A 13,852-nucleotide genomic window follows, 5' to 3' on the forward strand; every position below is an offset into this window, starting at 1 on the left:
GAACTCCACCCGGGTCCGCGCCTCCGCGCGCTGACCCACCCGGGCCGACGGCCCGACCCCCTCCCCGCCGCCGGGCGGCGATCGGCTCCCCGCCGATCGCCGCCCGGCGGACGTCGTATCGCCCCCAGCGGCGCCGTCCCCCTCGGACGGGCCTGGCGGCCCTGGCGGTCGGGTGCCGGTGTGGTGGAGTGGGGCGCGTACGGGCGGGACGGTCGGGCGGCAGGAGCAGGCGGGCGGCAGGGGCGGGCCGGCGGTGTGGGTGGGCAAGCGGCAGAGGCGGGCAGGCGTGACGGCGGGAGGCTGTGGTGGGTGAGCGCGAGGAGACCGGCGCGCTGGTGGAGCGGGTGCTGCGGGAGGTGCTGGGCGTGCCGGCCGGCGCCGACGCGGACGCGGTGGACCTGGCGCTGGACGCCGGCGCGTCCGCCCTCGCCGCCGCGCCCGGCGGCGCCCCGGTGGTCAGCCGCGCGCTGCTGCGCGCCGCGCGTGCCAGCCTCGCCCGGTGCTGGGGGAGTGGCTGGGACCCGGCGGACGTGGTGCGGCTGCTACGCCGCGAACGCCCCGCCGACCGGGCCGGGTTGGTCCTCGACCTGATCGCCGAGGACACCCGCCGCCGCCCGCCCGCCGAACTGCCCGAGCGCTGGTCGGCCCAACTGCGGGCGCCGGAGGCCCGGGTGTGGTGGGACGGCGGCGCCGCCGGCTACCTGGACGCCCTGGCGCGCCGGGAGCGGGCCAGCCGCTTCGAGGTGGCGCACCGCGCCCTCGACGTGCTGCGGTTCGTCGGCCAGTTGCCGCCGCTGACCCCCGTCGGCCCGCCGCCCGGCCCGTACGCCGGCGCGCGCGGCGGCCCGCGCCCCACCGGCGGCGCTCCCGCGCGCGATGCCCAGCGGGGCGCCGACCCGCGCTTCCTGGAGCGGGTACGGGCGCTGCTGGCCAAGGCGGAGTCGACGGAGTTCCCCGAGGAGGCCGAGGCGCTCACGGCCAAGGCCCAGCAACTGATGGCCCGGCACAGCATCGACGAGGCCCTGCTCGCGGCCCGGGACCCGGCACGGCCGGGCGGCCCCGGGGCGCTGGACGACGACGGGCCGCGGGCGTGCCGGATCGGCGTGGAGGGCCCGTACGAGTCGGCCAAGGCGCTGTTGCTCGACGCGGTGGCCGAGGCTAACCGCTGCCAGGCCGTGTGGTCCGCCGAGTTCGCCTTCTCCACGGTCGTGGGCTACCCCGCGGACCTGGAACTCGTGGAGTTGCTGCACACCTCGCTGCTGGTGCAGGCGACGACCGCGATGCGACGGGCCGGCGACCGCCACCACGCCGGCGGCCGGGCCCGCCGCACCCGTGACTTCCGCGAGTCGTTCCTGATCGCCTACGCGGGCCGCATCCGCGAACGGCTGGCGGGCGCCGCCCGGCAGGCCGAGCGGGAGGCGGCGCACGAGGCGGCGCGGGAGCGGACGGCCGACCCGCTGCCGGTGCTCGCGGCGCGCGAGGTGAGCGTGGGCGACGCGGCCGAGCGGATGTTCCCGCGGACCGTCTCGCACCGGCTCAGGGGGCGCGACGCGCACGGCTGGGCCTCGGGCCTCGCGGCGGCCGACGAGGCGCGGCTGCGCTAGCCGCCCCGCCGGCCGCGCTCCCGCTCAAGGGAAAGTACCCGCCCCGGGAAAGCACTGGTCCCGGGGGAGCGCTGGCCACGAGGATGACCGGGCCAGCGGCTGACTCAGAGGTCGAGGATCTTCGGGTCGGCGCCGAGGTCGCGCAGGCAGCCGCGCGGGTCGGCCACCATGCGGCGCTCGGCGAGGTCGAGCATGCCGACCACGCTGCGCAGTTCGGCGGCGACCGCGCCGTCCCGCTTGGTGATGGTCTGCTCGATGCCGAACGTCTTCCGCTCGCCCCACACGACCGCGCAGCTCACCTCGACCTCGTCGCCGGCGCGCAGTTCGCGCAGGTACTTGATGTTGGTCTCCAGGTTGACCGGCCCCACGCCCGCCTTGAGCAGCGCCGCCTGCGTCAGCCCCGCGGCCTGGAACAGGCCCCACCGGGCGTGCTCCGCGTACTGGATGTACACGCTCATGTTGAGGTGTCCCTGCGAGTCCGTCTCATAGCCACGTACGGTGATCGGCACGGTGATCGGCTGCATGGGACCCCTCGTTCGGTTCTCGTCTGCCGGGCCGTGGCGGCCCGTTCTGCCAGACCTGCGTGGTCGGTTGACCACCCGTGACTATCGCCGGTGCCGGGTCGCCAGGCAAACGCCGGACGGTGTGGCCCTGCGCACAGCCACCGGGCCGCGCGCCCCGTACGCCCCGCCCCGCACGCCCCCGGCGCCGCCGCCCCGGGCACCGTCCGGCCGCTATGCCGTGGCCTGGCCCGCGCCGCCGACCCGGGCCAGCAGTTCGACACCGCCCGCGCTGCCGACGTGCGCGTACCGCGCGGTGGGGTGCAGTTGGCGGGCGTAGTCGACGAGTTGGTCCGGGGTGCGGCCGTTCGGCTCGTGCAGGGCGATGTAGTCCGGCAGCACGCCTCGGGTGTCGCCGATCCACAGCACCCGGCAGCGCTGCGTGAGGCGGCTGATCGGCCCTATGTTGGCCTCCACCGTGGCATCGTCGGGGACGCGGTCGAGCAGCTGCTCCGCCTCGTTGACCCAGGCCGGCTTGCGGTAGGTGTCCGCCTCGGTGAGCCCGGCCATCGGCAGCGCCGTGCACAGCGCCAGGCCCGCGGCGGCGGCCGCGGCCGGCAACTGGTCGGCGTAGCCGCGCAGCCAGCCGCGCCGGCTGCGCCGCGAGCGGTGGACCGCGTCCACGAGGGCGAGGAAGACCACCGGCATCAGCACGGCGCTGTAGTGCCAGTCGGTGCCCCAGTAGTGCTCCTCGTGCGAGACGAACCGCCACCCCAGCGTCGGCAGCGCCACGAGCAGCAGCGGCGAGCGCAGCGCGAGCAGCCCGGTGGTGGGCACCAGGACCCAGGCCAACGTGCGCAGCGCCGTCTCCAGCGGGATGGTGGGGGCCGGGCCGCCGCCCTCGGCGTCGATCTTGTTCCAGTAGTCGTACGAGCCGCTGGTGTTGAACTCCGGGATCACCACGCCGAGCGCGAACGCCGAGGCCAGTACGCCGAATCCGATCAGGCCCAGGGCCAGCGGCGTCACCTTCTCATGCGCGCGGCGCCCGCGCAGGAACAGCACCACGCCGATCGCCGCGACGGTGGCCCCGAGGTCCTCCTTGACCAGCACCAGCGGCGCCGCCCAGCACGCCGCCGCCAGCCAGCGCTCGCGCAGCAGCGCCTCAAGGGCGAAGGCGATCAGCGGGACGGCGAAGCAGATCTCGTGGAAGTCGAAGTCCACGGCCCGCTGCACGCCCCACGAGACGCCGTACGCGACGCCGACGGCCAGGCCACGGCGGCGGCCGAGCAGGCGCGCCGCGACCCGGGTGACCGGCACGACCGAGACGGCGAACAGCACGGCCTGCGCCACCAGCAGCGTCACCGGGCTGGGGAAGACCCGGTAGAACGGCGCGAGCAGCGCGGTGACCGGGCTGAAGTGGTCGCCGAGCACGTTGGTGCCCGGCCCCTTGAGGTCGACGATGGGCGCCTGGAGGTGCGCGTAGGAGCGCACCGCCTGCTCGAATATCCCCAGGTCCCAGGACATCGACGCGAACCGGCGGTACCGGGTGACCGACAGCGTCGCGTACGCCACGAACAGCGCGGCGGCCAGCCAGTACGGGTCGAACCTGGCCTCCCCCAGCCGCCGCGCGAAGCGCCGGAGTCGGTGCCCGGTGGGCTGCGCGTCGGCGGCGTCGTCGGGGGAGCCGTCGGGCACCGCCGACTCGGCTGAGGCGGCGACGGAGGGGGCCGAATCCATGGTGCGGTCCTTTGGCTGCGAGCGGCGGTGACGGTGCGCGGCGCGGTGCGCGGTGCCCGCGCGCGGGGACGAAGGAGCCCACCCCCGCCGCAAAGATACGCGAATCGGACCCGCTCCCAGCAGGGGTGTCACCGGCCCGGACCGAGGTCCGGACGGCGGGTCCGCGCCGATCGCGTCGCCCCGGCCACCTCGCGCCGCGCCAGCCCGTACCGTGATGCCGCCCACGGCACACCCACGCCCCACGCCTGACGAACGGACAGCACCCCGTGATACGCGCCCGCCGCACCGCCCTGCCCGCCGCGGCCCTCGCCGCGCTGCTCGCGCTCACCGGCTGCTCGCCCGACCAGGACGGGTCGGACAAGGGCGGGTCGCCGAGCGGCGGGCCCGCGCCGAGCGCTGGCACGGCCAGCGCGCTGCGGGCCCTGGACGACCTGGCGGTCAAGGGGCGCGCGCCCAGGACCGGGTACGAGCGCGGCCAGTTCGGCCGGGCGTGGACCGACACCGACCGCAACGGCTGCGGCACCCGCGACGACATCCTCCGGCGCGACCTGAAGGACGTGCGGTTCCGCGACGGCAAGTGCGTCGTCGTCGCCGGCACCCTGGCCGACGACCCGTACACCGGCCGCGACATCGCCTACCGGCGCGGCCGCAGCAAGGTGGACATCGACCACGTCGTCGCGCTCTCCGACGCCTGGCAGAAGGGCGCCGGCCGGTGGCCGCGCGGCAAGCGGATCGCCTTCGCCAACGACCCGCTCAACCTGATCGCGGTCGAGGCGTCGGCCAACCGCCGCAAGAGCGACGGCGACGCCGCGACCTGGCTGCCGGCCAACACCGGCTACCGCTGCCCGTACGTGGCGCGGCAGGTCGCGGTGAAGAAGAAGTACGGGGTGTGGGTCACGCGCGCCGAGAAGGACGCGATGGCCCGGGTGCTGCGCGGCTGCCCGACGACGGCCCTGCCGGTGGGCACCGCCCCCACCGACGCGCCGGGCCGCTGAGCCGGCGGGCCGGGGCGGACGCGCCGAGCCGCTGGGCCGACGCGCCGCCCCGGCGGGCCCGCCGGGGCGGGGCGAAGGGCGGGCGCGCGGGCGGTGATCCGTCCGCTAATTCGCCCGTACGTCCCGCTCGCGCATCCCAACCGAACACGAATCGTTGGTCGAACCAGTGGCTACCGCCGCTGCGACTCCTTACCATCGATCAACGCCAGGTCGATGCGCACACCCCTGGAGGGGTTCCGCCCGCCCCTCCTCAGGTCTTGAACCTTGCCGGGAGGCTCCATGCTGCGTTCGCTTCGAAGCCCCAGGACCGCGCGGAGCCGTAGGCCCGCGCTCGCCGTCTCCGCCGTGGCACTGCTCGGCACGGTGCCGCTGCTCACCGGCTGCGGAAGCGAGGCGCACCCCGGGGCGGCGGCCGTGGTGGACGGTGACCGGATCACCGTCTCGCAGCTCCAGTCGCAGGTCAGGGACGTACGGGACGCCCAGCGTGACTCCCCGCAGGGCACCGAGCTGATCGCGCGCTCGGGGCAGCTCAGCCGGGACACGCTGATCCGCATGATCCACACCAGGGTGGTGGAGCGCGCCGCCAAGGACAACGGCATCAAGGTCACGCCGCGCGAGGTGCAGCAGGAGGTCAAGCGGGCCGAGAACCGGCCGGGCGGCGCCAAGGCGCTGCGCGCCGTCTTCCTTGAGCAGGGCATCGCGCCGCAGCAGATCAACGCCACGATGCGGGTCGAGCTGCTGCGCATGAAGCTGATCCAGCAACTCGGTGAGGGCCCCGCCGTGACCGCGTTCCAGTCCACCTCCAAGCGCCTTGGCATCGACGTGAACCCGCGTTACGGCAGTTGGGACAGCCTGCAGGGCCGGGCCGTGCCGACCAAGGAGCCGTGGATCAAGGTCAACGAGCCGGAGCGGCGCCCGGCGTAGCCGGCTCCCCCGGGTGGGTTACGTTCGAGGGGTGAACGCTCCTCGAACGTCGGCCCCCCAGGCCGCCCCCGGCACCGGCCGACTCGTCCTGCTCACCACCACCCACCGGGTCGCGCCGGGCCTGTTGTCCTGGCCCGCGTGGCAGACGCTGCGCGCGGCGGACCGGGTGCTGTGCGCCGACGCGGACCACCCCCAACTCCCGTACCTGCGGGACGCGGGGATCGCCGTCGAGATCGCCGAGGCCGACGCCCGCACCCTGGTGGCGTACTGCGTCGCCGACGCCCCCGCCGCCGCTGACGGTGGGGCGCATGCCGATGATCGGGCTCATGGCGACGATGAGGCCGAGGCGACCGCCGGCGGGCACACCGTCGTCGTGGTGACCTCGGCCGCCGGCGAGTCCGCCCTCACCAACGAGCTGGCCGCCCTCGCCGGCTCGGGCCGCGCCGCCGTGCCCGACCTGGAGCTGCTGCCCGGCTCGTACGACCTGCCCGGGGCGCGCCTCCTGGACCTGGTGCAGATCATGGACCAGATCCGGCTCGCCTGCCCGTGGAGCAGCCAGCGCACCCACCAGGACCTGGCCAAGTACGGCATCGAGGAGGCGTACGAGCTGGTCGAGGCCATCGAGGCCGGGGACCGCGACGAGCTGCGCGAGGAACTCGGCGACGTGCTGCTCCAGGTCGTCTTCCACGCCCGCGTCGCGCAGGACGACCCGGCGGAGCCGTTCGGCATCGACGACGTCGCGGCCACCATCGTGGACAAGCTGGTCCGCCGCCACCCGCACATCTTCGGCGACGCGACCGCGCGCACGCCCGAGGAGGTCAAGGAGCTGTGGCTACGGACCAAGGCGGTCGAGAAGCAGCGCGGCTCGGTCACCGAGGGCGTCCCGCTCGGTCAGCCCGCGCTCGCGCTGGCCGCCAAGCTCGCGCTGCGGGCCCGTAAGGCCGGCATCTCCGCGTTGCCCGAGGGCCCCGGTGTCGGCTACGAGCTGCTGGCGCTCGCGGCCCGCGCCGAGGCGGCGGGCATCGACCCCGAGACGGCGCTGCGGGCCGCCGCGCGCACCTACCGGGACGCGATCCGCGCGGCGGAGGAGTCCGACGGGCGGGCGTCGGGCGCCACGGGGGCCGGGGAGTCGGCTGAGTAGCCGCCGCCCGGGCCCGCGCGGCGCCGCCCGTTACGGGCTCGGCGCGGCGGCCCGGGGCGCGGGCGGTGCCGCGAGGAGCAGCGCGCCGGCCGCGAGGGCCGCGCCCGCCACGCAGGTCGCCGGCCAGCCGCCCGCGGCCCACACGCCCGACGTGATCGCCGACCCCGCCGCGCCGCCGGCGAAGTAGCTGCTCATGTAGGCGGAGTTGAGCCGGTTACGGGCCTCGGGGCGCACCGCGTACACCAGGTTCTGGTTGCTGATGTGGACGCCCTGCACGGCCAGGTCCAGGGTCAGCACGCCGAGCAGCAGCGCGGCCACCGCCCACGGGCCGCCGGGGCCCGCGGCGAGCAGCGGCCCCCAGGAGAGCAGCAACAGCAGCGCGCCGACGCGGCTCACCTGGTGGGCCAGGCCACGGTCGGCCAGCCGGCCGCTGATCGAGGCGACGAGGGAGCTGGCCGCCCCCACCAGGCCGAGGAGTCCGATCGCCGAGTCGGACCAGCGGTAGTCGGGCCCGGAGAGCAGAAAGGTCATCGCGGTCCACAGGACGCTGAACGAGCCGAACGTCAGCGCCCCGATCGCCGCCCGCCGCCGCAGTACCGGCTCCTGCCCGAGCAGCGCGGCCGTCGAGCGCAGCAGCGCCGGGTAGCGGAGCGTGGAGGTGGGCCGCAGCCGGGGCAGGTAGCGGTGGAGCAGCACCGCGAGAATCGCCATCAGGGTGGCGTTGACCCAGTAGACGGTGCGCCAGCCACCGAGGTCGGCCAGCACGCCGGCCGCCGTGCGGGCCAGCAGGATGCCGAGCAGCAGCCCGGACATGACGGTGCCCACGGTGCGCCCGCGCTCGTGCGGCGCGGCGAGGGTGGCCGCGTACGGGACGACGACCTGGGCCGCGACCGAGGTGAAGCCGGTCAGAGCGGTGCCGACGAGGAGCAGGACCCCGTTCGGGGCGCTGGCGGTCACGGTGAGGAAGGCGGCGGTGGCCGCGGTGAGGCCGACCGCGAGCCGCCGCCGCTCGACCAGGTCACCGAGCGGGACCAGCAGGACCAGGCCGAGCCCGTAGCCCACCTGGGCCACCGTGACCACGAGCGCGGCCAGCGAGGAGCCGAGGCCCAGGTCGTCGCCGATGGTGTCGAGGAGGGGCTGGGCGAAGTAGTTGCCCGCCACGGACAGGCCGGCCGCCACCGACATCAGCAGCAACAGGCCGCGCCCGACGCCCGGCGCGCCCGCCTCCGGCTCGGCGCCGCCCGGCCCGTCGCCGCCTGAACCGGCCGCGTCCCGCACGGTGCCTCCCGTCCCGGCCGCTCGCGACCCGTCCTCGCGCGGTCCGCTCCCGTGCGACCCGGTCGCGTGTGACCCGCTTCCGCGCGCCCCGGTCGCGGGCGGCTTGGCCGCGTGTGACCCGCTTCCGCGCGCCCCGGACGCGTGGGTCTCGCTTCCGCGCGTCCCGGTCGCGGGCGGCCTGGCCGCGTCCGGCGCCGTCCTCCGTACGCCGTCGTCCCGCATGTTCTCCTCCGCCATCCTCGCCGCGCGCCTCCTGTCGGGCCGGTCGTGCCCCGCGCGTCGGGGCGCGGCGCCCGCCCGACCCTCCCCCGACGAGCACGGGGGCGTCCAGCGCTTAATCGCCCCGTCCGTCCTGCTCGCCGACGGTGGCCGGGGCGCCCGGGAGCCGCGTGCGGGCGGGGGAACCCGAGGCGCGTGCGCCGTTTTGTCCAGTTGGGCCGACTGAGCACGGACAAGAGGGGTACCCGTGGCCCATGAACATCCAGAGCATGGCCCCCACCACCGGTTATCCGACGGGCTCGGCCTCCGACGTGGTCGTCGAGCTCGCCGTCAAACGCGACCACCTGGTCGGCATCGCGCCCTTCGTGGCCGGGCTCGCCGTCGTCGCCGTGCTGATCCTGGCCGTGGTCTACGGTCTCCGCCGTCGAGACCGCGAGCCGCCGCCCCCGCAGGAGCCCCAGCGGCGCTCCGGCGCGTGGGAGACCTCCGAAGAACACCGCTCCGGCCACTGCCCACCGGACCACGGCCCCGGCCACCAGGAGGGTGAGGAGACCGGCTACGAAACCCAGCATCGGGTGCCGGACGAGGTGCCGAAGCACGACGGGCGGCACCGGATGATGCCGTACGAGTTCAAGGACCACGGCAACGAGGGCACCAGGCCCGCCCGCGAGGGCGAGTACACCGGCCGGCGCCGCCGCAAGTAACCCGCCGCTCCGCCGCCCCTTCGCCCGGCCGCCCCGGCGCCGCGCCACCGCGCCGGGGGCCGGCGCGGGGCGAGTAGCGTCGGAGGGTGCCCGAAGAAACCGCTCCCCGCCCGCCGGCCCCGACCTGCCCGCTGGCCCAGACCCCCGACCAGACCGCCGCGCGGGCCGCCGCCCACCACCCGCTCACCGACCCGCCGGCCCACGAGCCGCTGCCCGGCGGGGCGGCGCCCGACGCCCCCGGGCACCGCCCACCAGGCCCGCACACCCCCGAGTCGGACGCGTCCGGCTCAGCCGGACCGGGCTCAGAGGCGCCGGGCTCACGGTCGCCCGGCCCAGGGGCGCCCGGCTCAGGGGCGCCGGGCTCGGCCGGGTCGGGCCCGGCCGCGCCGGAGGCGGGCGCGTCGGGGGTCGGCGTGCCGCCGATGCCGCCGCTGTTCACGTGGGAGTTCGCCAGCGACCCGTACCCCGCGTACGCCTGGCTGCGCGAGCACGCCCCCGTCCACAAGACCACGCTGCCCAGCGGCGTCGAGGCGTGGCTCGTGACGCGGTACGCCGACGCCAGGCGGGTGCTGGCCGATCCGCGGCTGTCGAAGAACCCGCTGCGGCACAGCGCCGCCGCGCACGCCAAGGGACGGGTCGGCATTCCGGGGGAGCGCGGCGCCGACCTGATGACGCACCTGCTCAACATCGACCCGCCGGACCACACGCGGCTGCGCCGGCTGGTCTCCACCGCGTTCACACCGCGCCGCGCCGCCGAGTTCGCGCCGCGCGTGCGGGAGCTGACCGACCAGTTGATCGACGCGTTCGCCGAGCGCGGCAGCGCCGACCTGATCCACGAGTTCGCCTTCCCGCTCCCCATCTACGCCATCTGCGACATGCTCGGCGTCCCGCCCGAGGACCAGGACGACTTCCGGGACTGGGCGGGCATGATGATCCGGCACGGCGGCGGCCCGCGCGGCGGCGTGGCCCGCGCGGTGAGGAAGATCCGCGACTACCTCGCCGACCTCATCCACCGCAAGCGCGAGAACCTGGGCGACGACCTGATCTCCGGGCTCATCAGGGCCAGCGACCACGGCGAGCACCTGACCGAGAACGAGGCCGCGGCCATGTGCTTCGTCCTCCTGTTCGCCGGGTTCGAGACGACCATCAACCTCATCGGCAACGGCACCCTGGCCCTGCTGCGCCACCCCGCCGAGCGGGCCAGGCTCCAGGCCGCGCTGGCCACGGGGGACACCACGCTCCTGGACACCGGCGTGGAGGAGCTGCTGCGGTACGACGGGCCGGTCGAGCTGGCGACCTGGCGGTTCGCCACCGCGCCACTGACCATCGACGGGCAGCACGTCGCGACGGGCGAACCGGTCCTGGTGGTGCTCGCCGCCGCCGACCGCGACCCGCGCCGCTTCCCCGACCCCGACCGGCTCGACCTCTCCCGCCGCGACAACCAGCACCTGGGCTACGGCCACGGCATCCACTACTGCGTGGGCGCCCCGCTGGCCCGCATCGAGGCGCGCACCGCGATCGGCACCCTGCTGACCCGGCTGCCCGACCTCCGGTTGGACGCCGACCCGGACGAACTGCGCTGGCGCGGCGGCCTCATCATGCGCGGCCTGCGCACCCTGCCGGTCACCTTCACCCCACCCGGCGCTCCGGCCTCCTCTTAGTACGGCGACCCGCGACCGGGACCTCCTCCTGGTACGGCGGCCCGCGCGGGCGGCCTCCCCTTAGTACGGCGGCCCGCGCGGGCCGACTCCAGCGGCGTCGGCCTCCAACGGGGGCCTCCAGCGAGGTGACCTCCAGCCGGGCCGGGCCCGTGCGGTCGGCTACGTAGGGCGCGTACGGCGATGGGAGGAGGCGCCGTTGACGCGCCCGGGTGCCGGAAAGGGGCGGTGGGCGCCCCGTGCGCCGGCCGTTCGACGTGCCGGGCAGCGCGACGCCGACCGCCACTGCCGACCCCGCGCGCCCCGTGCCCCGTTCCTGACCTCCCGCGCCCCTCGGTACGGCCGCGCGCCGGGCCTTCGGCCGGCCGCCCGCGAGCGCGTTACGGCCCTGTGCTAGAGGGGCGGGCAAACGGGCGCGCACATCCGCGAACTGACGTACCGTCAGAGGTGTGATCGCCGCGTGACCTCCGCTACATCAGCTTGTGACGGTCCCGGGCCGGCAGTATGTTCGACCGTCAAAATCTGCCGCCAACCTGAGAGGCCACCGCATGCGATCCGGCAACGGCAAACATCGCCGCCCCCGTCAGGCCCCGGCCATCGTCGTCGCCGCGGGGGTGACCGGCGCGGGAATCGCCCTCCCGCTGCTCGGCGCCACCAGCGCCGGCGCCGCCGACACGGCCACCTGGGACCGCGTTGCCGAGTGCGAGAGCGGGGGCACCTGGAGCGCCAACGAGGGCAACGGGCGCTACGGCGGCCTCGGCCTGAGCCTGGACGCCTGGCAGCTCTACGGCGGCACGGACCACGCGCCCCGTCCGGACCTGGCCAGCCGCGCGCAGCAGATAGCCATCGCCCAGACGATCCTGTCCGAGCGCGGCCCCGTGGCGTGGAACGACTGCGCGCAGACGGCCGGCCTGACCGAGGACGGCGAGATCCCGGACGTCAACCCCGGCGACCCCAGCCACGACGACCGGGGCACCGACCGGGGCGACTACGGCCACGCCCCGAGCCCGAAGCCGGACGCGACCCCGGACGCGAAGCCCACCCCGGACGACGCCAAGCCGACCCCGACCGACGAGCGGGGCCCGGACGCCGAGTCGACGCCGGACGCCACGCCAGCCCAGGACAAGGCGCCCAGCCGGGGCGGCGAGCCCAGCCCCGACGCGTCCGCGCCCAGCGACGACGCGGAGCCCGCCGGGACGCCCCGTACCACCCCGAGCCCGAACCGGGGCGAGGAGCGGCCCGCCGACCGAGGCGAGGCCGGGCGCGAGACGCCCGACGCGCCGCGTGGCGACGGGGAGCGGCCCGGCGCCGGCGAGGGGGCGCGCGAGGACGGCGCGGGCACCGGCAAGCACCGCGGCGAGCCCCGCGAGGAGCCCGCCGACGCCCCGGGCCGCCCCGACGGCCGGGACGACGACCGACAGCGCCCCGAGGGCCGGCACGCCGACCGCAGCGAGCGCGGGCGCGTGGGCGACCGGTCGGACGGGGAGACGCGGAGTGAGCACCGGGTCCGGTCCGGTGACACGCTGTGGGCGATCGCCGAGCAGCACGAGACGCCGGGCGGTTGGCCGGCGCTCTACGAGGCCAACGAGAGCGTCATCGGGGACGACCCCGACCTGATCCTGCCCGGCCAGAAGCTCGACCTGGAGGCCACGGCGGACCGCTGATCGGTCGTCACTTTGGGTGTTTCACCCAGGTGTGCACCGATTCGCGAAAGTGAGACATGGGTCTCGTTCGATCTCCGGCGTGTCGTGCTTGTCCGTCCATCAGGTGCACTGTCTGACCTGCGGTGATGTGATTTTCTTGCGGGTAAACCCCACTGACTTTCCAGGGATGTTGGGGTTTGAGCACCCCGGGGATCTGTGATTACGGTCTTCATCGCTCGCCACCGCGGGCGCCACTGGTCGTCACGCCGAATCCTGCCGGCGGCCGGGGGGAACCGACGCGTCAAGCGCCGAAGGCAGGAGCGGGGGAACCACAGGTAAGTGCCGGACGGTCCGTGAAACGAGGGGGCTGAACGGCTTGGGGTGAAGCCGCGGGAAACCGCGGCCGGGCAACTCACAGTCCGAACCCGACAGCTCACCTCGTAGGCGTCGGTGAGGAAACCAACATGCTGATTTCCAAGGGCAAGCACCGCCGTCCGTCCAAGGCCACCCGCATCGCCACGCTCGCCGGTGTCACCGGTGCCGCCGTCGCCGTGCCGCTGATGGGGGCCACCGGCGCCAACGCCGCCACCACCGGCCAGTGGGACCAGGTCGCCCAGTGCGAGTCGACCGGCAACTGGTCGATCAACACCGGCAACGGCTACTACGGCGGCCTGCAGTTCTCCGCCTCCACCTGGGCCGCGTACGGCGGCACCGCCTACGCCCCGACCGCCGACAAGGCGTCCAAGGCCCAGCAGATACAGATCGCCGAGAAGGTCCTGGCCAGCCAGGGCAAGGGCGCCTGGCCGCACTGCGGCGTCAACCTGACCCAGGGCGGCTACACCGCGCCCAAGCAGCAGGCCCCCAAGCAGCAGGCGCCGCAGCAGGCCGCGCCCAAGCAGCAGCAGGCCGCGCCGCAGCAGTCCGCGCCGAAGGCCGCCCCGAAGCACGCCGGCCCGCGCGCCTCGGACGACCAGGCCCCGAGCCGCAGCTCCGAGCGGTACGTGCCCAAGCACGCCGCCCCGAAGCAGGCCGCGCCGCAGCAGAGCGCCCCGAAGACGATCAAGAAGGGCGACGGCGAGTACAAGGTCGAGGCCGGCGACACCCTCGCCAAGATCGCCGAGGCCGAGAACGTCAAGGGTGGCTGGCAGAAGCTGTACGACCTCAACGACGAGATCGTCACCGATGCCGACCTGATCTTCCCGGGCCAGCAGCTCCACCTGAGCTGATCCCCGCCTCCGGCGCCCGGCCGGCTCCGCCCCAGAGCCGGCCCGGCGTCCGTCCCTCCCCGCCCCGGAGGGACCGCAGACCGCCCCGCCACGGTGCGCCCACCCCCGAGCGCATCGCGGCGGGGCTCCGCGTTTGCCACCCCGCGCGGGCCGCGCCCGGCCGAGCCGCCCCCGTACGCCGCCCGCACACGCCGTCCCGTACGCCCTCCCCGTACGCCCCCCC

The 13,852-nt window shown here is 75.6% G+C and carries 11 protein-coding genes and 1 riboswitch; of the genes, 8 read left to right on the forward strand and 3 right to left on the reverse strand.

Features of this window, described 5'->3' with window-relative positions:
* Nucleotides 1–305 precede the first annotated feature (305 nt).
* Complete coding sequence (locus tag OYE22_RS20940; RefSeq protein WP_277321840.1) at nucleotides 306–1,604, forward strand: DUF2786 domain-containing protein; 1,299 nt, start codon at nucleotides 306–308, stop codon at nucleotides 1,602–1,604.
* Nucleotides 1,605–1,708: 104 nt separating this feature from the next.
* On the opposite strand, the gene OYE22_RS20945 is transcribed toward OYE22_RS20940, so the two are convergent.
* A complete protein-coding gene (locus OYE22_RS20945; protein WP_277321841.1) occupies nucleotides 1,709–2,128 on the reverse strand; it encodes an acyl-CoA thioesterase in 420 nt (139 codons plus the stop codon).
* Nucleotides 2,129–2,338: 210 nt separating this feature from the next.
* Nucleotides 2,339–3,841 carry a DUF2079 domain-containing protein gene (locus tag OYE22_RS20950; protein ID WP_277321842.1) on the reverse strand — a complete coding sequence of 501 codons (1,503 nt, stop codon included), beginning with the start codon at nucleotides 3,839–3,841 and terminating at the stop codon, nucleotides 2,339–2,341.
* Between the two features lie 266 nt (nucleotides 3,842–4,107).
* On the opposite strand from OYE22_RS20950, the gene OYE22_RS20955 reads away from it, so the two are divergent.
* The 3 genes from OYE22_RS20955 to OYE22_RS20965 all read left to right on the forward strand — a co-directional run bounded on the left by OYE22_RS20955 (nucleotide 4,108) and on the right by OYE22_RS20965 (nucleotide 6,901).
* Nucleotides 4,108–4,836: an HNH endonuclease family protein gene (locus OYE22_RS20955; RefSeq protein ID WP_277321843.1), complete on the forward strand. Its 729-nt coding sequence runs from the start codon at nucleotides 4,108–4,110 to the stop codon at nucleotides 4,834–4,836.
* Between the two features lie 279 nt (nucleotides 4,837–5,115).
* Nucleotides 5,116–5,760 carry a SurA N-terminal domain-containing protein gene (locus OYE22_RS20960; RefSeq protein ID WP_277321844.1) on the forward strand — a complete coding sequence of 215 codons (645 nt, stop codon included), beginning with the start codon at nucleotides 5,116–5,118 and terminating at the stop codon, nucleotides 5,758–5,760.
* 31 nt (nucleotides 5,761–5,791) lie between these two features.
* A complete protein-coding gene (locus OYE22_RS20965; RefSeq protein WP_277321845.1) occupies nucleotides 5,792–6,901 on the forward strand; it encodes a MazG family protein in 1,110 nt (369 codons plus the stop codon).
* 30 nt (nucleotides 6,902–6,931) lie between these two features.
* Here OYE22_RS20965 and OYE22_RS20970 read toward each other — a convergent pair whose 3' ends face one another.
* Nucleotides 6,932–8,179, reverse strand: a complete 1,248-nt coding sequence (locus OYE22_RS20970; RefSeq protein WP_348652231.1) for an MFS transporter — start codon at nucleotides 8,177–8,179, stop codon at nucleotides 6,932–6,934.
* A gap of 473 nt (nucleotides 8,180–8,652) precedes the next feature.
* On the opposite strand from OYE22_RS20970, the gene OYE22_RS20975 reads away from it, so the two are divergent.
* The 4 genes from OYE22_RS20975 (at nucleotide 8,653) to OYE22_RS20990 (ending at nucleotide 13,629) form a co-directional block, all read left to right on the forward strand.
* Entirely contained in the window at nucleotides 8,653–9,102 is a 450-nt protein-coding gene (locus OYE22_RS20975) for a DUF6479 family protein (protein ID WP_277321846.1), read from the forward strand.
* 422 nt (nucleotides 9,103–9,524) lie between these two features.
* Entirely contained in the window at nucleotides 9,525–10,763 is a 1,239-nt protein-coding gene (locus OYE22_RS20980) for a cytochrome P450 (protein WP_277324243.1), read from the forward strand.
* A 545-nt stretch (nucleotides 10,764–11,308) separates the two neighbouring features.
* The gene (locus OYE22_RS20985; RefSeq protein WP_277321847.1) at nucleotides 11,309–12,424 is read left to right on the forward strand and encodes a transglycosylase family protein; all 1,116 of its coding nucleotides are present in this window, start codon (nucleotides 11,309–11,311) and stop codon (nucleotides 12,422–12,424) included.
* A 275-nt stretch (nucleotides 12,425–12,699) separates the two neighbouring features.
* Nucleotides 12,700–12,865, forward strand: a riboswitch (cyclic di-AMP (ydaO/yuaA leader).
* A gap of 2 nt (nucleotides 12,866–12,867) precedes the next feature.
* Complete coding sequence (locus tag OYE22_RS20990; protein WP_277321848.1) at nucleotides 12,868–13,629, forward strand: transglycosylase family protein; 762 nt, start codon at nucleotides 12,868–12,870, stop codon at nucleotides 13,627–13,629.
* The last annotated feature ends 223 nt before the right edge of the window (nucleotides 13,630–13,852 follow it).

This window comes from Streptomyces sp. 71268 (genome assembly GCF_029392895.1).
In the GTDB taxonomy this organism is placed as follows: domain Bacteria; phylum Actinomycetota; class Actinomycetes; order Streptomycetales; family Streptomycetaceae; genus Streptomyces.

What these genes read in the sequence shown, in the direction of transcription:
- OYE22_RS20945 (WP_277321841.1), bottom strand. Translation starts at nt 2,128, where the DNA reads ATGCAGCCGATCACCGTGCCGATCACCGTACGTGGCTATGAGACGGAC.
- OYE22_RS20950 (WP_277321842.1), bottom strand. Translation starts at nt 3,841, where the DNA reads ATGGATTCGGCCCCCTCCGTCGCCGCCTCAGCCGAGTCGGCGGTGCCC.
- OYE22_RS20960 (WP_277321844.1), top strand. Translation starts at nt 5,116, where the DNA reads ATGCTGCGTTCGCTTCGAAGCCCCAGGACCGCGCGGAGCCGTAGGCCC.
- OYE22_RS20975 (WP_277321846.1), top strand. Translation starts at nt 8,653, where the DNA reads ATGAACATCCAGAGCATGGCCCCCACCACCGGTTATCCGACGGGCTCG.
- OYE22_RS20980 (WP_277324243.1), top strand. Translation starts at nt 9,525, where the DNA reads ATGCCGCCGCTGTTCACGTGGGAGTTCGCCAGCGACCCGTACCCCGCG.
- OYE22_RS20985 (WP_277321847.1), top strand. Translation starts at nt 11,309, where the DNA reads ATGCGATCCGGCAACGGCAAACATCGCCGCCCCCGTCAGGCCCCGGCC.
- OYE22_RS20990 (WP_277321848.1), top strand. Translation starts at nt 12,868, where the DNA reads ATGCTGATTTCCAAGGGCAAGCACCGCCGTCCGTCCAAGGCCACCCGC.